17 protein-coding genes are annotated in these 20121 nt (G+C 70.7%); 7 read left to right on the top strand and 10 right to left on the bottom strand.

Annotated features, from left to right (window positions below):
• The first annotated feature begins 71 nt into the window (after positions 1–71).
• Positions 72–1298, top strand: coding sequence for a cytochrome P450 (locus Ate02nite_RS27565; RefSeq protein ID WP_203810633.1), 1227 nt, complete (start codon positions 72–74; stop codon positions 1296–1298).
• Here Ate02nite_RS27565 and Ate02nite_RS27560 read toward each other — a convergent pair.
• From Ate02nite_RS27560 to Ate02nite_RS27550, 3 genes are read right to left on the bottom strand one after another with little or no spacing between them, the layout of a single operon-like run.
• Positions 1270–2433, bottom strand: a complete 1164-nt coding sequence (locus Ate02nite_RS27560; RefSeq protein WP_203810630.1) for a thiolase family protein — start codon at positions 2431–2433, stop codon at positions 1270–1272. The genes Ate02nite_RS27565 and Ate02nite_RS27560 overlap by 29 nt on opposite strands.
• On the bottom strand, positions 2430–3479 hold the full coding sequence (locus tag Ate02nite_RS27555) for a thiolase family protein (protein ID WP_203810627.1): 1050 nt from the start codon (positions 3477–3479) through the stop codon (positions 2430–2432). Before Ate02nite_RS27555 ends, Ate02nite_RS27560 begins: the two co-directional genes overlap by 4 nt.
• Positions 3476–4432: a Zn-ribbon domain-containing OB-fold protein gene (locus tag Ate02nite_RS27550; protein WP_203810718.1), complete on the bottom strand. Its 957-nt coding sequence runs from the start codon at positions 4430–4432 to the stop codon at positions 3476–3478. Before Ate02nite_RS27550 ends, Ate02nite_RS27555 begins: the two co-directional genes overlap by 4 nt.
• 81 nt (positions 4433–4513) lie before the next feature.
• Between Ate02nite_RS27550 and Ate02nite_RS27545 the strand changes: the two genes are divergently transcribed.
• Positions 4514–6043: an acyl-CoA synthetase gene (locus Ate02nite_RS27545; protein WP_203810625.1), complete on the top strand. Its 1530-nt coding sequence runs from the start codon at positions 4514–4516 to the stop codon at positions 6041–6043.
• A gap of 639 nt (positions 6044–6682) precedes the next feature.
• On the opposite strand, the gene Ate02nite_RS27540 is transcribed toward Ate02nite_RS27545, so the two are convergent.
• Entirely contained in the window at positions 6683–7462 is a 780-nt protein-coding gene (locus Ate02nite_RS27540; RefSeq protein WP_203810623.1) for a crotonase/enoyl-CoA hydratase family protein, read from the bottom strand.
• A 61-nt stretch (positions 7463–7523) separates the two neighbouring features.
• Between Ate02nite_RS27540 and Ate02nite_RS27535 the strand changes: the two genes are divergently transcribed.
• Together Ate02nite_RS27535 and Ate02nite_RS27530 are read left to right on the top strand one after the other, a co-directional pair.
• Positions 7524–9137, top strand: coding sequence for an acyl-CoA synthetase (locus Ate02nite_RS27535; protein WP_203810621.1), 1614 nt, complete (start codon positions 7524–7526; stop codon positions 9135–9137).
• Positions 9127–10215 carry an NAD(P)H-dependent flavin oxidoreductase gene (locus Ate02nite_RS27530; protein ID WP_203810618.1) on the top strand — a complete coding sequence of 363 codons (1089 nt, stop codon included), beginning with the start codon at positions 9127–9129 and terminating at the stop codon, positions 10213–10215. Before Ate02nite_RS27535 ends, Ate02nite_RS27530 begins: the two co-directional genes overlap by 11 nt.
• A gap of 333 nt (positions 10216–10548) precedes the next feature.
• On the opposite strand, the gene Ate02nite_RS27525 is transcribed toward Ate02nite_RS27530, so the two are convergent.
• Together Ate02nite_RS27525 and Ate02nite_RS27520 are read right to left on the bottom strand one after the other, a co-directional pair.
• Entirely contained in the window at positions 10549–11745 is a 1197-nt protein-coding gene (locus tag Ate02nite_RS27525; protein WP_239147729.1) for an alpha/beta hydrolase family protein, read from the bottom strand.
• A 71-nt stretch (positions 11746–11816) separates the two neighbouring features.
• On the bottom strand, positions 11817–12788 hold the full coding sequence (locus tag Ate02nite_RS27520) for an alcohol dehydrogenase catalytic domain-containing protein (RefSeq protein ID WP_239147728.1): 972 nt from the start codon (positions 12786–12788) through the stop codon (positions 11817–11819).
• Between the two features lie 63 nt (positions 12789–12851).
• Between Ate02nite_RS27520 and Ate02nite_RS27515 the strand changes: the two genes are divergently transcribed.
• Genes Ate02nite_RS27515 through Ate02nite_RS27505 form a run of 3 tightly spaced genes read left to right on the top strand, consistent with a single transcriptional unit; the run spans position 12852 to position 15933 of the window.
• Positions 12852–14009 (top strand): hypothetical protein, encoded by a 1158-nt coding sequence (locus Ate02nite_RS27515; RefSeq protein WP_203810616.1) that lies wholly within the window; start codon positions 12852–12854, stop codon positions 14007–14009.
• Positions 14010–14012: 3 nt separating this feature from the next.
• Positions 14013–14789, top strand: a complete 777-nt coding sequence (locus tag Ate02nite_RS27510; protein WP_203810614.1) for an SDR family oxidoreductase — start codon at positions 14013–14015, stop codon at positions 14787–14789.
• 13 nt (positions 14790–14802) lie between these two features.
• On the top strand, positions 14803–15933 hold the full coding sequence (locus Ate02nite_RS27505) for a sulfotransferase family protein (protein ID WP_203810612.1): 1131 nt from the start codon (positions 14803–14805) through the stop codon (positions 15931–15933).
• Between the two features lie 552 nt (positions 15934–16485).
• On the opposite strand, the gene Ate02nite_RS27500 is transcribed toward Ate02nite_RS27505, so the two are convergent.
• Genes Ate02nite_RS27500 through Ate02nite_RS27485 form a run of 4 tightly spaced genes read right to left on the bottom strand, consistent with a single transcriptional unit; the run spans position 16486 to position 20120 of the window.
• Entirely contained in the window at positions 16486–17043 is a 558-nt protein-coding gene (locus Ate02nite_RS27500) for a pyridoxamine 5'-phosphate oxidase family protein (RefSeq protein WP_203810610.1), read from the bottom strand.
• A gap of 54 nt (positions 17044–17097) precedes the next feature.
• Positions 17098–17970 (bottom strand): TIGR03619 family F420-dependent LLM class oxidoreductase, encoded by an 873-nt coding sequence (locus Ate02nite_RS27495; protein WP_203810608.1) that lies wholly within the window; start codon positions 17968–17970, stop codon positions 17098–17100.
• Complete coding sequence (locus Ate02nite_RS27490) at positions 17967–18950, bottom strand: acyl-CoA dehydrogenase family protein (RefSeq protein WP_203810606.1); 984 nt, start codon at positions 18948–18950, stop codon at positions 17967–17969. Before Ate02nite_RS27490 ends, Ate02nite_RS27495 begins: the two co-directional genes overlap by 4 nt.
• A gap of 9 nt (positions 18951–18959) precedes the next feature.
• The gene (locus tag Ate02nite_RS27485) at positions 18960–20120 is read right to left on the bottom strand and encodes an acyl-CoA dehydrogenase family protein (RefSeq protein ID WP_203810604.1); all 1161 of its coding nucleotides are present in this window, start codon (positions 20118–20120) and stop codon (positions 18960–18962) included.
• Position 20121: the final 1 nt, after the last annotated feature.

Below are 20121 nucleotides of genomic sequence, written 5' to 3'. Positions count from 1 at the left end.
GCATCGCGCTGGACGTGGCAGCCGTGCTTGAATCGGTAGAACCTGTTTCTGCGGGAGAAGTAGGAGGCGTCGTGGCCCAGCCCCGCATCCCCACCGGCTTTGACTTCACCGACCCGGAGATCTACGTCCACGGGATTCCACACGCCGAGTTCGCCGAGATGCGCCGCAATGCCCCGGTCTGGTGGATCCCGCAGGAGCGCGGCAGTGCCGGCTTCGACGACGAGGGCTACTGGGCGGTCACCCGGCACGCCGACGTGATGGCCGTGTCGCGCGACAGCGAGACGTTCTCCAGCTGGGAAAACACCGCGATCGTGCGGTTCCAGGCGGGCATGCCGCGGGACCGCATCGAGATGCAGCGATACGTCTTGCTTAACATGGACCCGCCGGAGCACACCCAGCAGCGGTCGATCGTGTCGCGCGGGTTCACTCCGCGGGCGATCAACAGCCTGCGCGGCACCCTCACCGAGCGGGCCCAGCGCATCGTGGGTGACAACAGCGAAGCCGGCGACTTCGTCACCCAGATCGCCTGTGAGCTGCCGCTGCAGGCCATCGCCGAGCTGCTCGGCGTGCCGCAGGAGGACCGCCGCAACGTCTTCGACTGGTCGAATTCGATGATCGGTTACGACGACCCGGAGTACAGCGAGGCCGCCGACCCCCTCGAACCGGCGATGGAGCTGCTCGGTTACGCCATGAAGATGGCCGAGGACCGGCAGGCCTGCCCGCGCGACGACATCGTGTCCACCCTGGTGCAGGCCGAGATCGGCGGCGAGCACCTGTCGTCCGACGAGTTCGGGTTCTTCGTGCTGATGCTCGCCGTGGCCGGCAACGAGACCACCCGCAACGCGATCTCGCACGGCATGCTGGCGTTCCTCGAGCACCCCGAGCAGTGGGCGGCGTTCAAGGCGACCCGGCCGCGCACCGCGGTCGACGAGATCGTCCGGTGGGGCACCCCGGTCAACGTCTTCCAGCGCACCGCCACCCGCGATGTCGAGCTCGGCGGCCAGCAGATCCACAAGGGCGACCGGGTTGCCATCTTCTACGGCTCGGCGAACTTCGACGAGGAGGTCTTCGACCACCCGGAGAAATTCGACATCACCCGCAGCCCCAACCCGCACCTCGGTTTCGGCGGCAGCGGCGCGCACTTCTGCCTCGGCGCCAACCTGGCCCGCCTGGAGATCGACCTGATCTTCAACGCGATCGCCGACCTCGCGCCGGAGATCAGCCTGGCCGGCCCGGCCGAGCGGCTCCGTTCCGGCTGGCTCAACAGCATCAAACACTTGCCGGTGCGATATCACTGACGACCCACATCGAAAAGAATTGAGACCCTCCGCCGTACGCATGACCGAGCGCCGTGCGAGCCCCAGCGACCTGGTGCTCGCCGGCCCGGCCCATCACCTGCATGGCCGCCTCGGCGAAGCGCAGCATCCCGGAGGCGCCGATCGGGTTGGAGCACAGCACCCCGCCGGACGGATTCACCGGCAGTCGCCCGCCGATCCGGGTCTCGCCCGACTCGACAAGCTTCCAGCCGTGCCCGGCCTCGGCGAAGCCCAGGTTCTCCAGCCACATCGGCTCGAACCAGGAGAACGGCACGTAGATCTCGGCCGTGTCTACCTCGTCGAGCGGGTCGGTGATGCCGGCCGCGTGCCACAGCGCCTGGGCCGCCTCCACCCCGGCTCGCGGGTTGACGTGGTCTTTTCCGGCAAAGAACGTCGGCTCGGTGCGCATCGCGGTGGCCCGGATCCACGCCACTTTCCTTGACGAGGCCTCGGCCGCGGCCTGATCGCCGATCACCACGGCACAGGCGCCGTCCGAGGAGGGGCAGGTCTCGTCGTATCGCACCGGGTCCCAGAGCATCTTCGAGGCCTGCACCGACTCGAGGGTGATGTCCGGCTGGCGTAGGTGGGCGTACGGATTAAGGGCTCCGTTTTGCCGGTCCTTGACCGCGACCAGGGCGCCGATGTGTCCGGGGGCGTGTGAGCGCCGGATGTAGGCGCGGATGTGCGGCGCGAAGTAGCCGCCCGCCCCGGCGCCGATCGGCGCGGTGAACGGCGGCTGGATCGACAGCGCCCACATCGCGTTGGATTCGGATTGCTTCTCAAAGGCAACAGCCAGGACCCGCCGGTGTACGCCCGCGCGAACCAGACTGGTGGCCACGTTGGCGGTGGCGCCGCCCACCGAACCGGCCGTGTGCACCCGCAGCAGCGGGCGACCGGCCGCGCCGATCGCGTCGGCCAGGAACAGCTCGGGCATCATCACGCCCTCGAACAGGTCGGGCGCCTTGCCCAGCACCACCGCGTCGATCTCCGGCCAGTCGACCCCGGCATCGGCCAGTGCCCGGTCGATCGCTTCCCGGCACAGCCCAGCCATCGACACGTCGGTGCGGCGCGTCCGGTGGTGAGTCTGCCCGGTGCCCAGCACGGCCGCTCGCATCATGACGCCTCACTTCCGAGAACGCAGACGAGGTTCTGTTGCAGCGCCGGCCCGCTGGTGGCGTGCCCGGCGGCGGTTCGGGCCCGGCCGGACATGACCTGCTGGGCGGCCGCGCCGATCCGGGCCAGACCGGCCGAGAACATCGGGTTACCGCAGAGGGCCCCGCCGGACGGGTTGATCCTGACCCGGTCGCCCAACCCGAGCGCGGCACGCAGCAGCAGCTCCTGGTGGGTGAAGGGGGCGTGCAGTTCGGCCACGTCGAGGTCGTCCGGCAGGCCGGCGGCGGTGGCCGCCTCGGTCGCGGACGGCACCCGGGTGAGATCGCGCTCGCCGAGGCCCTGCGGGTCGATCCGGTGGGCCACGCCGGTGATCCAGGCTCGTCGGGGGCTCGAACGTGCGCGGTCGCCGGACGCGAGGACCAGGGCGGCGGCGCCGTCCGAGACCGGCGCGCAGTCGTGCGCGCGCAGTGGGTCGGCGAGGTACGGCGCATCGGGGTCGATCGGGCCGCGGACCTGGGCATACGGGTTGTCGGCCGCGTCGGCGCGGCTGCGGGCTGCCACCTCGGCCATGGCCTGCTCGGTGACGACTCCGGCGTCGAGCGCCGCCCGCGCCTGCAGGGCGGCGACGCTTACCGAGTCGGGCCAGAGCGGAGCGACCACATACGGGTCGAGCTGCAGGGCCAGGACCCGGCGCAGCTGGCCGGCTGAGGACTTGCCGAAGCCGTACACCAGCGCGGTTTCCGCCTCGCCGGCCAGGATCTTCACGTATGCCTCGTAGAACGCCCACGCGGCGTCCATCTCCACGTGCGACTCGCAGATCGGCGGGAATGCGCCGATCGCGTCGACCGCGTTGACGAACGAGAACGCCCGCCCGGCCAGGTAGTCCGACGAGCCGGAGCACCAGAAGTCGACCTCGCGCCGGTCGAGCTGGGCGTCGGCGAGGGCTTCCCGGAAGACCGGGACGAGGGTCTCGACGCCGCTGGTGGTGCCGGCCGACGGCAGGCAGGGTGCCTGAGCGAAACCGATGACGGCGACCGCCGGCGGGCTCATAGGTGCTCCTCGAAGGACTCGTACGGGGCGTCCGGCTCGCCGGTCGGGCGGAAGTGTGCGATGTTCTCCGGGGTGGTCGTCCAGCTCGACGGCTCGCGCCAGACGGCGGCGACCCGCATGCCCATCCGCACGTCGTCGGCGTTGCCGATCACGAAGTGCGGGATCGGGATGTCGGCACCGTCGAGGAGGATCTGGGCCACCACGTACGGCGGGTCGAGGCGCTGGCCCGCGAACGGCACGTTGACCACGCAGAACGTGGTGACCGTGCCGTGGTCGCGGATCGGCACCTCGTCCTCGGTGGGCACGCCGTCGGCGGGGCAGACCCGGGGCGGCACGTAGACCTTGCGGCAGACCGGGCAGCGCTGCCCGAGCAGCCGCCCCTCGGCCAGGGCGCGCAGGTAGCGGCTCTCGTCGGCGGAGGCGGTGTGCGTGTAGGAGAGCCGGATCGGCGTCGTCATGATGGTGACCGGCTCGTCTTTTTGAAAGTCCAGTGCGCCGGCCGGGCCGTCGATCGGCTCGAAGCATGCGATGTCGCGGATGTGCCCGACCCGCTCGGCCGCCCAGCGGATCCGGACCCGCAGCCCGGTGTAGAGACGGTCGCGAGCACCGGCGTCGACCGCGTGCAGCAGGGCGGTGTCGGCCCCGTCCAGCCGGATCAGCGCGAAGCCGAACGGCCGGTCCAGCGGCTGCCCGGCCAACGGCCGGTCGGTCCAGGTCCAGCTCGTCACGGTGCCGGTGGACTGCACCTCGACCAGCTCGGTCACCGGGGCGTGGGTCACCGGGTCGTATTCGAGTGGGGGCACGTGGACGCGGCCGTCGGCGGTGCGGCTGCCGAGCACCCGGCCGGCCCGCAGGCCGGTCATGAACCGGCCCAGCACCGGGCCGAGCGAACGGGTGTAGTCGAAGGCGATGTCCAGCGGGGCGGAGAGCGGAGGCGCAACCACGTCAGCCAGTGAAACACGTTCTAACTCTGTGAATCAACCCTGCCGCGAGACGGCTGTTCGGTAACTGGAACGCGTTATAGAGTGGCGCCCATGACCGGCATCGGGCTGTGGAACATCGCGCGGGATACTCCGAACGAGTCGGCCGTCGTCGACCCGGACGGCCGCATCGTCACCTACGGCGAATTGGCCGCCGAGGCCGACCGCATCGGCGGCGGGCTGCAGGCGCTCGGCCTGGTGCCGGGCGACACCGTGGCGATGCTGCTGCCCAACGGCGCCGACCTGCTCGCCGTCGAGTTCGCGACGCTGGAGACGGGGCTGTATTCGGTGCCGCTGAACTGGCACCTGACCGCCACCGAGATCGCCTACATCCTGCGCGACAGCGGCGCCAAGGCGTTCGTCGCCCACGAGCGCTTCGCCGAGACCGCCGTGGCCGCGGCCGCCGAGGCCGGCGTGCCCGCGCTCTTCGCGGTGGGGGAGGTGCCCGGCTTCCAGTCGCTCGCCAAGCTCGGCGGCCCGCTCGGCGAGCGCACGAGCGGTGCGCTGATGGTCTACACGTCCGGCACCTCGGGGCGGCCCAAGGGTGTCCGACGACCACTGACGGGCTCCGACCCGTACGCCGTACCTCCGGTCTCGCTCTGGTTTTTCGGTCTTTTCAAGTTGAAGCCTTTCGACGGGCATGTGCATCTGTGCTGCTCGCCGCTCTATCACACGGCGGTGATGAACTTCGCGGTCATCTCGCTCCAGTTCGGACATCCGGTGGTGGTGATGGACCGGTGGGACCCGCACGAGATGCTGCGGCTCATCGAGCGTCATCGGGTCACCCACAGCCATATGGTGCCCACCCAGTTCCGCCGGTTGCTGGCCCTGCCGGAGAAGGTGCGCACCGGCTACGACCTGTCCTCGATGCGGGTGATGATCCACGGCGCGGCGCCGTGCCCGCAGGAGGTCAAGCGCCGGATGCTCGACTGGTGGGGCCCGGTGGTGGTGGAGTACTACGCGGCCAGCGAGGGCGGCGGCACCCTGATCACCGCGGCCGACTGGCTGGTCCGGCCCGGTTCGGTCGGGCGGGCCTGGCCCGGGTCGCGGGTGCGGGTGCTCGACCCGGACGGCGACGAGGCCCCGGCCGGCCGCCCCGGCACGGTCTATCTGCAGATGGGCGAGGCCACCTTCGAATACCTGGGCGACGAGGAGAAGACCAAGCAGTCGTGGCGCGGCCGGATGTTCACCGTCGGCGACATCGGCTACCTCGACGACGACGGCTACCTGTTCCTCTGCGACCGCAAGAGCGACGTCATCATCACCGGCGGGGTGAACGTCTACCCGGCCGAGATCGAGGGCGAGCTCGCCGCCCACCCGGCGGTCGCCGACGTCGCGGTCTTCGGCATCCCGCACGAGGAATGGGGCGAGGAGATCAAGGCCGTGGTCGAGCCCGCGCCGGGCGTGACGGCCGGCTCCGAGCTCAGCGTCGAGTTGCTGGCGTTCCTGTCCGGCCGCCTGGCAAAGTTCAAGCTGCCGCGCAGCATCGACTACACCGACGAGCTGCCCCGAGATCCGAACGGCAAGCTCTACAAGCGCCTGCTCCGCGACCCCTATTGGGCAGGCCGCCAGCGAGCCATCTAGAAATCGTTCGCCCGGAAAGAAAGATCCCTTTTCCGTACGCGCCGGTCCGCTCCCGTGGCACTCGGTCCCGCTGAGCGGAACTCACCCTCCGCGCGCCCGCAACGGGCGGTCTCGACCCAAGACCCAAACCCCCACCCGCCCCGCCGGCGGGTGCCGGCTCACCCCGCCGGCCAGGACAAACATCAGCCTGTTCGACAGTTTGCACTGCTTACCCATGCGCGCTGCTCTGCGTATCTCGGGTAAGCGCCAGGCGGGCCGTTCCAGGCGCCAGGGCGTTTCCGGTCGTTTGCCGCTGCCGTGCTGGCCGATTCCGCGTCCGGGTCTTTCCGGCCCACTGCGGCTCGCAGACGTTGAAGACTTACCGCTCGGAGCCAACAGGAGCTCCGCAAGATCGCGCCGACCCTCGCTCGCTGCCGGCCGGGCTGGAACTGGCCTGAACTCTCGCGCTTACCGGAGGTGCGCAGAGCGGCGCGTATTGGTGAGCAAAGCAAAGCTCGCCGAGGTGTGCGTGTTCGGTTGCGCGAGAGGCGCGGCAAGCGCCGGTGTTGCACGCTGGTCGCGCGGTGGCGGCGGTCGGGGGTAGTTGCGGTTGTCGACGGTGTCACCCGTACCGGCAAGGGTTTGTTTCAAGGGACCTGCCTAGCGCCCCCGGAACTCCGGCGGGCGCTTCTCGATGAAGGCTCGGGGGCCCTCCTTGGCGTCCTCGCTGCGGAAGACGGCCATGCCGATTTTGGACTCGACGGCGAAGGCGTCGTTTTCCGGCAGGCCCTCGGTTTCGCGGATCGTGCGCAGGATGGCCTGGACGGCGAGCGGGCCGTTGGCGGCGATCGCACCGGCCAACTCGAGGGCCTTGGTCAGGGCCTGGCCGTCGGGGACGACGTGGCCGATCAGGCCCGCTTCGCGGGCCTCGGCCGCGCTCAGCTGGCGGCCGGTGGTCAGCATTTCCACCGCGATCGTGTACGGGATCTGGCGCACCAGGCGCACTGCCGAGCCGCCCAGCGGGAACAGGCCCCAGCGGGCCTCCGAGACCGCGAACCGGGCGCTCGCACCGGCCACCCGCACGTCGGTGGCCTGCAGGATCTCGGTGCCGCCGGCGACCGCCGGGCCCTCCACCGCGGCGACCAGCGGCTTGGTCAGGCGGCGGCCTTTCAGCAGGGCGTCGATGCGGGACAGGTCGGCGCCGTCGAAGGTGTCGCCGGGGTGGGACTGGGTCATCGCACGCAGGTCGGCGCCCGCGCAGAAGGCGCCGCCGGCCCCGGTGAGCACGGCCGCCCGGATCTCCGGATCGCCGTCCACCCGGTCCCACGCGTCGCGCATGATGGCCATCATCTCGGCCGACAGCGCGTTGCGGACCTGTGGCCGGTTCATCGTCACGATCAGGATCGGTCCACGTTGCTCGACGAGGGCGTGCGGCTCCACGGTGCCTCCTGCGGTGATTCTGGGGCTTGTCACGAACAATAACAGGTTCTACTTTCTGGGGATGGCGGCAAATATTGCGGACCTGTTCGAGCACGCGGTCGACGCCTTCGAGGATCGCACCGCCGTGTGCTTCGGCGATCAGGCGATCAGCTATGCCCGGCTCGAGGAGCGCGCGAACCGTCTGGCTCATTTCCTGCATGATCGCGGCGTGGTCCCGGGCGACCACGTCGGTCTTTACGCCGGCAACTCGATCGAGGCCGTGGTGGCCATGATCGCCGTCTACAAGTTGCGCGCGGCGGTCGTCAACGTCAACTATCGGTACGTCGAGAACGAGTTACAGTTCCTCTTCGACGACGCCTCGCTGGTGGCGCTGATCCATGACCGGCGGTTCGCCGGCCGGGTCGCCGCCGTGCTGCCCACCGTGCCGAGCGTGCACAGCGTGGTGGTCCTGCCCGACGGCTCGGACGTATCACCTGCGGGCGGGGTCTCCTACGAGGAGGCCCTGGCCGCCGGCGATCCGGTCCGGGACTTCGGCGAACGCTCCGCCGACGACATCTACCTGCTCTACACCGGCGGCACCACCGGTTACCCCAAGGGCGTGCTCTGGCGCCACGAGGACGTGTGGCGCACGCTCGGCGGCGGCGTCGACTTCATGACCGGCGTCCCGCTCGAGGACGAGTGGCAGCAGTCGGCGCGCGGCGTCGGCGCCGACCCGCTGGTGCGGCTCTGCCTGGCCCCGCTCATCCACGGCAACGCCCAGTGGGCCGCGCTGATGGCCCTGTTCGCCGGCGACACCGTGGTGATGCTGCCGCACTTCGACGCCGACGAGGTGTGGCGCGCGATCGACCGGCACCGGGTCAACGTGATGGTGCTGATCGGCGACGCGATGGCCCGCCCGATCATCGAGGCGTACGCGACCGGCCGGCACGACGGCTCGTCGATCGGTGCGATCAACTCCAGTGGTGCCCTGTTCTCCCCGGTGGTCAAGCAGCAGTACATGGAACTGCTGCCCAACGTGCTCGTCACCGATGCGGTCGGCGCCTCCGAGACCGGCTTCACCGGCCTGGGCGTGGTCGCCGACGTGCCCGGCGGCGCCGTCCAGGACCCCCGGGTCATGCCCGGTCCGACCACGGTGGTGCTCGGCGACGACGGCCGCCCGGTGGGGCCCGGCGAGGTCGGCCGGCTGGCCAAGAGCGGTTACCTCCCGCTCGGCTACTACAAGGACCCGGTCAAGACCGCTCAGCTGCTCACCGAGATCGACGGCGTGCGATATGTCCTGCCCGGCGACCTCGCCCGCCTCGAGGACGACGGCACCATCACCCTGCTCGGCCGGGGCAGCACCTGCGTGAACACCGGCGGCGAGAAGGTCTTCCCGGAGGAGGTCGAGGGCGCCCTGAAGATGCACCCCGACATCTTCGACGCGCTGGTCATCGGCCTGCCCGACGACCGGCTCGGGCAGCGGGTGGCGGCGCTGGTCCAGTCCCGGCCGGGCGCCAAGCTCGACCTGGCCGCCGTCGAGGAGCACCTGCGGGAACGTATCGCCGGCTACAAGGTCCCCCGGGCGATCTGGCTGGTCGACGAGATCCATCGCACGATCAGCGGCAAGGCCGACTACCGCTGGGCCCACCAGCACGCCGCCGAGCACCCGGCCGAGGAGGTCACCCATGCGGACTGAGCTGTGCGAGCGGTTCGGCATCGAGCACCCGGTCCTCGGCTTCAGCCCGTCCGAGCAGGTGGTCGCGGCGATCAGCCGGTCCGGCGGCCTCGGCGTGCTGGGCTGCGTGCGCTACAACGACCCCGACGAGCTCGACGCGGCTCTGACCTGGCTGGACCAGAACACCGACGGCCGCCCGTACGGCGTGGACGTGGTCATGCCCAGCCACGAACCCACCGAGGGCGCGGCCGTCGACCTCGACAAGCTGATCCCGCCCGGCCACCGCGACTTCGTCGAGCGCACCCTGCTGCGCCTCGGCGTGCCACCGCTCGGCGTCGACGAGTCCCGCCGGGCCGGCGTGCTGGGCTGGCTGCACTCGGTGGCCCGCTCGCACGTCGAGGTGGCGCTGACCCACCGCCCCCGGCTGATCGCCAACGCGCTCGGCCCGCCCCCGGCCGACGTGATCGCCCAGGCCCACGACCACGGCCTGGTGGTGGCCGCGCTGGCCGGTCGGGCCGACCACGCCCGCAGTCATGTGGCCGGCGGTGTCGACCTGGTGGTGGCGCAGGGCTACGAGGCCGGCGGCCACACCGGCGAGATCGCCAGCATGGTCCTCGTCCCCGAGGTGGTCGACGCGGTGGATGTTCCGGTGCTGGCCGCCGGCGGGATCGGCAGCGGCCGGCAGATCGCCGCCGCCCTGGCACTCGGCGCGCGCGGCGTGTGGATGGGCTCGGTGTGGCTCGGTACCGCCGAATACCAGACCTCGGCCGCCCTGCGCGAGGCGTTGTTGAAGGCCGGCTCGTCCGACACGGTCCGCAGCCGCATCTACTCCGGCAAGCCGGCCCGCCTGCTGCGCAATCGCTGGACCGACTCCTGGGACTCCGAAGAGGCCCCCCGCCCGCTGCCGATGCCACTGCAGAACTTGCTGGTGGCCGAGGCACACACCCGCCTGATGGAATCCGGCGACCCAACGGTGGTGCCGATGCCGGTCGGCCAGATAGTCGGCCGCATGAACGAGGTCCGCCCGGTAGCCGACGTCCTGGCCGACCTGATCGCCGAGGCCGACGAAACCCTCACCCGCCTCGGCAAACTCGTCTGAAAACCGCAAAGCCTTTCCGGTACGGGCAACGACTTCCACAACCGCAACCACACCCGACCGCCGACACCCCGCGACCGGCGTGCATCACCGGCACGTGCCGCGACTCTCGCGCAACCAGACACCCACACCCCGGAGGGCGCCCGGCGTGGGGCCGGGCCCGCCCGCAGCGGGCGCGCGGAGGGCGAGTTGCACCTGCCGGGACCGAGTGCCACGGGACTGCGCCACCGCGTACGGAAAGGGATTGATTCTCCGGATCGCAAAGCGGCCCGGCTGGGCCTTGGGTCCGGAAGGTGTTTAGGCCGCCCGGCCGCATCGAGCGGCCGGGCGGTTCTCTCAGCGGTTGAGGTCGGTGAACCAGCGGGTCACTCGGGGCAGGCTGAGCACCTCTGAACCCTCGTGGATGAAGCCGTTGTAGGTGGTGTTTACGCCTACGTTGACCGTTGGGGCTCCTAGGGTGGCGTGGCAGTGGGCGGTGTTGGCGTTTACCGCTTCCTCGTCGCCTGGGCTGTAATAGAGCCGGACCGGGATCCTTGGCGTCCAGTCGGTGCAGACGCTGTCGACCTCGGCCAGTGCGGCGGCGAACCGGCCTGTCGGATGCAGGAGCAGGGCCTTGCCGGCCGGCGTCAGCAGGTCGTCGATGGTGGGTGGCAGGGCCGGGATGATCTCCTGGCCGGGGTGGGTGCCGTCGAACAACGCCGGCAGATTCACGTAGGGCGGCGCGAACACGTCCGCCGGGTCGGGGTAGATGTCGTGCAGCCGGTCGAAGGCGGCCAGCAGGTACGTCGTGTAGGCGCTGGCCAGCAACGGGTGGACCTCGGGGGTGAACAGCGCCGGGATCTCCGCGGTCCGGAAGTCGTAGGCGCCGCTGATCGGCGCTACCGCGGCGGCCCGGAACCACGGATCGGCTCCGGACTGCAACGCCCGGGCCAGCCCCAGCGCGGCCGAGGCGCCCTGCGAGAAGCCGGAGGCGTAGACCTCGCGGTCCAGCTGCCGTCCCTGTTGAGCGGCGAAGACCCGGGCCGCCCGCAGCAGGTCGAGCGAGGCGGTGGTCTCCGACGGCACGTCCATCCACGGATGCGGGCCCGGCCCGACTCCGAGGCCGAGATAGTCGGGGGCGACCGCCGCGAACCCGGCCGAGGCGAAGGTCAGCGCGGGACCGATCAGGAAGACGTCGTCGGAGGTGGACGGCGCGTCCAGCTTGTAGATCGAGGTGCCGTGCCCGAACGACACCGTACGCAAGGTCTTCCGGTTGTTGATCGGCAGCGCGACCAGGCCGCTGGCCGTGGTTGGACGCCCGGTCGCGTCGGTGGTCCGGTAGATGAGCCGGTAGGTCCGCACGCCGTAGCGGTCGGTTCCGGGGTCGAATTGGTCGGCGGTCAGCGCCGCGTCCACGTCGGCGCGGGTGGCGTAGGTGTGCAGGGCGGTGGCCGAGACCAGTCGTCCGGTCGCCGCCGTGGCCGGGGTTGCGGCCAGCGCGAGCGAGGAAGCAATGAGCGCCCCCGCGATGATCGAACTCAGCGTTCTCCTCATGCCGTTGACGCTAGGAATTCGACGGCGGCGAATCAGCCCGGCCAGCCCCCGAATCCGGGGTGGGGCAGGCCTCAGGAGAGCAGGACGACGGCCCGGCCGGTCAACGTGCCGGCGGCCAGCCGCTCGTACGCCTCGGCGGCCTTCTCGAACGCGAACTCCTCGACCTGGTTGCGGATCAGACCGGCGGCGGCCAGCGCGATCACCTCCTGGGCGTCGGCGATCGTCGAGCCCTGGAACGTGTAGACCTCGCCGTCGCGGGGGAGCGTGCCGAACCAGGGCCGGTCAAGGCGCCCGCCGGCCGAGCCGATCAGGCCGTACGCGCCGCCGGGCCGAACCGCGGCGAGGCCGGCGGCGATGGTCTCGTTCGTGCCGACGAAGTCGAGCACGGCGTCCGCACCTCGAACGTCCGGAGTGGACATCGTGGCGTGGGCGCCGACCGACTCCGCGTAGGCCAGCCGGGCCGGATCGGTGTCGACCGCTACCACCCGAGCCGCGGTCAGCACCCGCAGGAACTGCACCGCGAACGCGCCCAGCCCGCCCGCGCCGATCACCGCCACGGTGCCGCCGGGAACGATGCGCGGCAGCGCCCGGCGCACCGCGTGGTAGGCCGTGGCGCCCGCATCGGTCAGTGGGCCGGCGTGCCGCGGATCGAGGTCGCCCAGCGGCAGCACGCTGCGCTGGTCGGCGACGACGAATTCGGCCAGGCCGCCGTCCCGCCCGTATCCACGCCCGGTCAGCCCGTGCGGGCAGCTGTTGTCCAGGCCGCGCAGGCAGAACCAGCAGGTGCCGCACGGTGAAGCGGCGGTAAGCGCGACGGGCGTGCCGTCAGGTAGCCAACCCGCGACCTCGTGGCCGAGGGTGAACGGCATTCGCCAGCCGAGACGCTCGCCGACCTTCTGCGGCATCTGCCGCATGGTGAGGTCGGAGCGGCACAGACCGCACCCGGCGACCCGAATCAGTACCTGTCCCGGCGCCGGGGTCGGCTCCGGAACCTCCACCTGCGACGGTCTGGAACCCCACTCGGTCATCCGATAGGCGCGCATGGACACCAGACTGGAACGCGTTCTACATATGGTCAAGAGTTAGAACACGTTCTAGCATGAGGTGTGCTTACTCAGCCGTTCGCCGACGCCATCGCGCAAGCCGAGCGCGCCGTCGCCGAGGCCCCCCACATCCGCGGCGATCAGGACCTCATCGAGGGCTACGACTACCTGGCCGGCGGCATCCGGGCGTCGATCCAGATGGCCTGGGCGTACGACCGCGATTTCCCCTACTTCGTGCGCTCTACCGGCCCGTACACCAAAATGGGTTTGGACAATCCCGACACGCTGTACTTTCACGCCTGGCTGCGCGACGACGCCGAATATGTGGTGACCGGCCGGCGTGGCAGCACCGCCGACCTGAGCTTCCAGATCCTCGACGGGTCGTACTCGCCGGTCAACGTGCCGGACAGCCTCACCGCGTTCGACGACCGGGAGATCGAGATCGACGCGGACGGCTCCTTCGAGATCCGGTTCGGGCCCGGCCTGTCCGGCCCCAACGCGTTCCCGCTCGCGCCCGGCTCGGCCATGCTCGTGGTGCGTGAGGTGTTCAGCGATTGGTCCACTGAGGAGCCCGGAACGCTGCGCATCCATCGGGCCGACCGTCTCGGTGCGGCTCCGGCGCCGCTCACGCAGGAGGCAATCGCCAAGCGGTACGCCGTGGCCGGCAAGATGCTGGTCGGGCGGATCCGCACATTCCTGGCGTTCGCCGAGCGCTTCTATCTCAACCTGCCGGTCAACACCCTGACCACGCCGCGGCTCACCCCCGGCGGGCTGGCCACCCAATACTCGTCGGTGGGTCACTACGAGCTCGCCGACGACCAGGCCATGGTGGTCACCGTGCCGGTCTCCGACGCGCCCTACCAGGGACTTCAGCTCGGCACGATGTGGTACGTGTCGCTGGACTACATCAACCACCAGACCAGCCTCACCGTCCCGCAGGCGCGGGTCGACCCGGACGGCATGGTGCGATACGTGATCAGCGAGCGCGATCCCGGCGTGGCCAACTGGATCGAGCGCACCGGGCACGATCGGGGCTACGTGCAGCTGCGCTGGCAGCGGCTGTCCCGCGCGCTGACCCCGGATGACGGGCCGCGGGCCGAGGTGGTCGCCGTCGACGACCTGCCCAAGCAACTGCCCTACTACGAGCCGATCTCCCCGGCCGAGTGGCGGGAACGCATCGCCGCCCGGCAGGTCGCCACCGCGGCCCGGATGCTGGGCTGAGCCGTGCTGCTCGCCGACAAGGTCGTGGTCGTCGCCGGGATCGGCCCCGGGCTGGGGCAGGCCGTCGCGATCCGGGCCGCGCAGAACGGTGCCGACGTGGTGCTCGCCGCCCGCACCGAGTCCTACCTGAACGAGGTGGCCGGGAAGGTGACCGCAGCCGGCCGCCGCGCCCTCGCCGTGCCCACCGACCTCACCGACGACGACTCCAGCGCCGCGCTGGTGCGGGCCGCGCTGGACGAGTTCGGCCGGGTCGACGCTCTGGTCAACAACGCGTTCGTGATGCCGCCGATGCGCAGCCTCGACAAGGTCGACCTGGACGACCTGCGCTCCAGCTTCGACGTCAACGTCCTCGCCGCGTTACGGCTGACCCGCCTGCTGACCCCCGCGCTCGTCGCGTCGGCCGGCTCGGTGGTGATGGTGAACTCGGCGGTGCTGCGGCACTCCCGGCGACCCTTCGGGCCGTACAAGCTGGCCAAGGCCGGACTGCTCGCGGTCGCGCAGAACCTGGCGAGCGAGCTCGGCCCCAAGGGGGTGCGGGTCAACTCGGTCGCGCCCGGCTGGATCTGGGCCGACAGCCTGCGGATGTGGTTCGACTACCAGGCGTCCGAACGCGGGGTGCCGGCCCAGCAGATCTACGACGAGATCGCCGCCACCACCGACCTGCGCCGCCTGCCGTTGCCGGACGAGGTGGCCGACGCGGTGCTGTTCCTCGCCTCTTCGCTGGCCGCCGGCATCACCGGCCAGTGCCTCGACGTCAACTGCGGCGAGTTCCACCACTGAGCCGGGAGTTCGGATGCAGAGCGAGCGCACGGATGTCGGCACCCTGGAAGACCTGCACGCCTCAGCGACCCGCCTGACCGGACTCGACGATTTCGGCGACGGCGACTATCGCGCCGGGATGCTTGCGCTGCTGCAGGCGTACGGCCAGGAAGCGGCCCTGACCCCGGCCGGCAGCAAGGTTTCCCGGGCGCTGTTGCGCGCGGCCCTGGTTTCGCGGCTGCTCAGCGAGTCGGCCTGGAAGCAGTTCCCGTCGCACGCCTCGGTCGAGGTGACCCGTCCGGTCTTCGTGACCGGCCTGCCCCGCACCGGCACCACCGCCCTGCACCGCCTGCTGACCGCCGACCCGGCCAACCAGGGCCTGGAGCTGTGGCTCACTGAGGTGCCGCAACCGCGTCCACCCCGTGCAACCTGGGAGTCGAACCCGATCTACGCCACGCTGCAGGCCGGTTATACGGAGCACCACGAGACGAATCCGTCGTTCATGGGCGCGCATTACACGGCGGCCGACCAGGTCGAGGAGTGCTGGCGGCTGCTACGCCAGTCGATGATGTCGATTTCCTTCGAGTGCCTGGCCCACATCCCGTCATATGCCGCGTGGCTGAGCACCCAGGACTGGACCACGGCCTACCAGCGCCACCGCCGCAACCTCCAGCTGATCGGTCTGCACGACCCCGGCCGCCGCTGGGTCCTGAAGAACCCGAGCCACCTGTTCGCCCTGGACGCGCTGCTGACCACCTACCCCGACGCCGTGATCATCCAGACCCACCGCGCCCCCCAGGTGGCGATAGCCTCGGTGTGCAGCCTGAACACCCAGGCCTGCGCCGGTTGGTCCACGGTCTTCACCGGCCAGGTGCTGGGCCGCGACCAGCTGGCGACCTGGTCCCGGGGCTTGCGCGAGTTCGCTTCGTCCCGAGCCAAACACGACCCGTCCCATTTCATAGACGTCGACTACGACGATTTCGTAGCCAACCCGCTAGGCACGGTAGAGGCCATCTACGACCGCCTGGGCACCCCGCTGACCCCACCGGCGCGAGCCGCAATGACCGCCTCGCACTCAGCCGGAAAGCCCCCGTCCCACCACTACACGCTGGCCGACTTCGGCCTGACCCCCGCCGAGGTAGATGCCGCCTTCGCCGACATCTAGGCATCTTTCGCACTCGAGGTCTGGCGTTCCGCACCCGCCGCACCGATCGACGCGCGCCGGTTCCCAAAAACCGCCCGCTCTCATCGGGGGTGGGCTTCCGGAACTGGCGGATTTGCCCGGAAAGAAAGATCCCTTTTCCGTACGCGCCGGTCCGCTCCCGTGGCACTCGGTCCCGCTGAGCGGAACTCACCCTCCGCGCGCCCGCCACGGGCGGTCCCGACCCAAGACCCCAACCCCTACCCCGCCAGCGGGCGCCAGCACACCCCGCCGACCAGGACAAACGCCAGCCTGTTCGACAGTTTGCACTGCTTACCCATACGCGCCTGAACTCGCGCGCTTACCAGAGGTGCGCAGAGCAGCGCGTATTGGTGAGCAAAGCAAAGCCTTCGGCGGGGTGAGTGTCCGGTTGCGCGAGAGGCGCGGCACGCGCCTGTGTTGCACGCTGGTCGCGCGGTGGCGGCGGTCGGGGGTAGTTGCGCTTGTCGGCGGTGTCGCCCGTACCGGAAAAGGGTTTGTTTCTTGGGACCCTGATTCTGAAAGGTGCCTTGCCGGTCAGGGTTTGGCGAAGACGGGGTGGCCGTCGATGCTTTCGGCGTTCTTTACCCGGCGGTATTCGGCCAGGTCTTCTACGGAGCGGCGTTCGTGGGAGCGGATCAGTAGGTCACGGTCGCCCTCGTAGGTCATCAAGGGGACCGAATAGCCGCATGAGTCGCTTATGCGGTCTACCGCTATGTCGATCACCGAGCGGACGCCGTGGGTGTCCGGGGGCTCGGGGAAGACGGCGGCCAGTTCGGCGTAGTCCGGGGAGGTCACCGGGACTGCGCGGCCCTGGCCGTGCAAGCGGACGATGTTCGGGGGGCCCTGGAAAGCGCAGAACATCACCGTGATCCGGCCGTTCTCGTTCAGGTGGGCGATCGTCTCGGCGCCGCTGCCGTGGTAGTCCAGGTATGCCACCCGGTGTTCGCCGAGCACCGCGAACGTGCCGGCCATGCCCTTCGGGGAGACGTTTACGTGGCCGCCGGGGCCGCTCGGTGCGGTGGCGACGAAGAACATCGGCTGCGCCTCGATGAAGGAACGCAACCGCCCGTCGATTCGCTCATGCAGCTTCATGAGACCGATCCTGCCCCGCGGCCCCCGACGCGCTCGACCCCCTTGGGACCTATGTCACGTGAGCTTGGAGATCACCTCGTCGGCGAAGCGGCGGAGGCCGTCCTTCTTGGCGGCCAGGGGGCCGTCGAAGCCGGTGCCGTAGAAGCGCCACGGCACCACGATCGCGTCGGTCACGCCGGCGTCGGCCTGCTGGCGGTAGCCGTCCAGGCCGAAGCGGTCGATGCAGACCGCCTGGATCTCGAAGGGCTGGTCGGCCCGGCCGTACTCGGCGCGCAGCTCGGCGAGCCGGGCGATCACCGTGCGGAGGTCGTCGAAGCGCATCATCGCCGAGGACCAGCCGTCGCCGACCCGGGCCGCGCGGCGCAGCGCCACGTCGGCGTGCCCGCCCACGTAGAACGGCACCGGCTCGGTCGGCGCGGGGCTCATCTGCAGGCGGCCGAAGTCGAAGTGCTTGCCGTGGTACTCCACCATGCCGCCGCCGAGGATCAGCTTCAGGACCTCGATCGCCTCGTCGCCGCGAGCGCCGCGATCCGCGAACGGGGCACCGCACCACAGCGACTCCTCCGGCGACCAGCCCAGGCCGACGCCGAGGCCGAACCGGTTGCCGGTCAGGTGCGCCACCGAGCCGACCTGCCGGGCCAGCAGCACCGGACTACGCGGGCCGAGTTTCAGCACCTGTGTGTAGAAGCGGATGCGGCTGGTCGCGGCGCCGAGGGCCGCGGCCGTGACGAACGGATCAGCCCACGGCGTCTCGGCATTCCAAAACCGAGACCCATCCGGCGTGTACGGGTATTTAGCGCTCACTTCTTCGGAGTAGAACAGCGAGTCGGGCAGTGCGATGGACGCGAAGCCGCACTCCTCGGCGGTCTGCGCCAGGTCGATGAGCTGGTCGAGTGGGCTGAGCGCGATGCCGAGACTGAACTTCATCCTTTTTCTCCCGGGAAGAGGGTGGCCAGCTGGGTGGTGGCGCCGCCGAGCAGGAACTCGTGGTACTTGGCGGCCAGGAAGTACCGATGAAGCGGATAGTCGACGTCCAGGCCCACGCCGCCGTGGATGTGCACGGCCGCGTGCAGCACCCGGTGGCCGGCCTCGGCCGCCCAGAACCCGGCGGTCGCCACCTCGGCCGCGGCCGGCCGCTCCTCGGTCAGCAACCAGACCGCCTGCCACAGGGTCAGCCGCAGCGCCTCCACGTCGATGTAGGCGTCGGCGAGCCGCTGCGACACCGCCTGGAAGGAGCCGATCGGGCGGCCGAACTGGACGCGCTCCCGGGCGTACCCGGCGGTCATCTCCAAGGCTCGTTCGACCACGCCGAGCTGCATCGCGCAGGTGCCGACGGTGGCGTGCGCGGCGAGCCAGCCGGCCGCGTCCTCCAGCGGCTGGCCGGCCGCGCCGTCCAGCCGGAGCAGGCCCGCGCCCGGACCGCCCTCGACCCGCTGAGGCTCGACGGTGACACCCGGGTCGCCGGGGCGCACCAGGAACACGTCCGGGCCGGCCGGGACCAGGATCAGGGCGGCCTCGGTGGCGGCCGGGACCGCGGTCACCTCGCCGTCCAGCCGCCAGCCGGTGCCGTCCGGGCGGGCCTCCACCGAGCCGAGCGGCGCGGCGGTCAGCACGACCTCACCACGACCGGCCGGGCCGACCCACTCGTCGGCGCCGAACCGGGCCAGGGTCGAGGCGGCCGCCACAATCGACGGAAGGTACGGCACGGTGGCGGCGGCGCGACCCAGTTCGACCAGGATCGCGCATTGCTCTATCAGCCCGTACCCCTCGCCTCCGGCCGTTTTTGGCAGGGCCGCGGCCAACACGCCGGCCTCGGCCAACGCGGGCCAGAGGGATCGGCCGGAGGCCGCCAGGCCGCGGGTGAGAGTGGCGAGGTCGCGGGCTTCGCCGGTGAGCGAGAAATCCATCGGGGTCTCCTAGCGCTTGACCGGCAGGCCGAGGGCGCCGGCTGCGATGATGTCGCGCTGCACCTCGTTCGTGCCGCCGCCGAAGGTGAGAATCAGTGCCGAGCGATGCGCCCGCTCGATGCGGCCGTGCAGCAGGGCGCCGGGCGAACCGCCGCGCACCGTGGCGGCCGGGCCGAGCACCTCCATGAGCAACCGGTACGCCTCGACGGCCAGCTCTGTGCCGTACACCTTGCCGGCCGAAGCCCGCACCGCCGCCGGAGGACCGTCCTCGCCCGACGCCACCCGCCAGTTCAGCAGCTTGAGGACCTCGGTCTTGGCGTGCACCCGGGCCAGGTGCAGCCGCACCCACTCCTGGTCGATCCGCCGGGTCGCGATCGCCCACTCGATGACCTCGTCGAGCGCGCGGCGCAGCGGGGCGGCCGAGGTGAGCGCGACCCGCTCGTGGTTGAGCTGGTCGGTGATCAGCCGCCAGCCCTCGTTCTCGGCGCCGACCCGGGCCGACACCGGCACCCGCACGTCGGTGTAGTAGGTCGCGCTGGTGGTCGGCCCGGCCACGGTGTGCACCGGCGTCCAGGAGAAACCGGGCGCGTCGGTCGGCACCACCAGGATGGACAGACCCTTGTGCCGGGGCGCGTCCGGGTCGGTGCGGCAGGCGAGCCAGACGTAATCGGCGTACCGGATCAGGCTGGTCCACATCTTTTGACCATTGATGACGTACGCATCCGCGTCCCGGACCGCGCGGGTGCGCAGCGCGGCCAGGTCGGTGCCGGCCTCCGGTTCCGAATAGCCGATCGAGAAGTGCACCTCGCCGGCCGCGATCCGCGGCAGCAACTCGGCCCGCTGCTGGTCGGAGCCGTGCCGGGCGATGGTCGGCCCGACCGTGTAGATGGTCAGGAACGGCACCGGCACACCGGCCATGGCCGCCTCGTCGGCGAAGATGAGCTGGTCGAGCCGGGAGCGACCGCCCCCGCCGTGCTCGGCCGGCCAGCCCAGCGCCAGCCAGCCGTCCCGGCCCAGCTGCCGCACCACCGCGCGGTAGGCGTCGCCGTCGCCATACTCGCCGTCCTCATCGGTGAGCGCCGCCCGCAACTCCGGCGTCATCAGGTCGGCGAAGTAGGCCCGCAGCTCGCGGCGGAGTTGCTCCTGCTCGGGTGTATAGCCCACGTGCATG

This window comes from Paractinoplanes tereljensis (genome assembly GCF_016862435.1).
GTDB classification, from domain to species: domain Bacteria; phylum Actinomycetota; class Actinomycetes; order Mycobacteriales; family Micromonosporaceae; genus Actinoplanes; species Actinoplanes tereljensis.
This window is presented reverse-complemented; position numbering and strand designations above follow the sequence as displayed.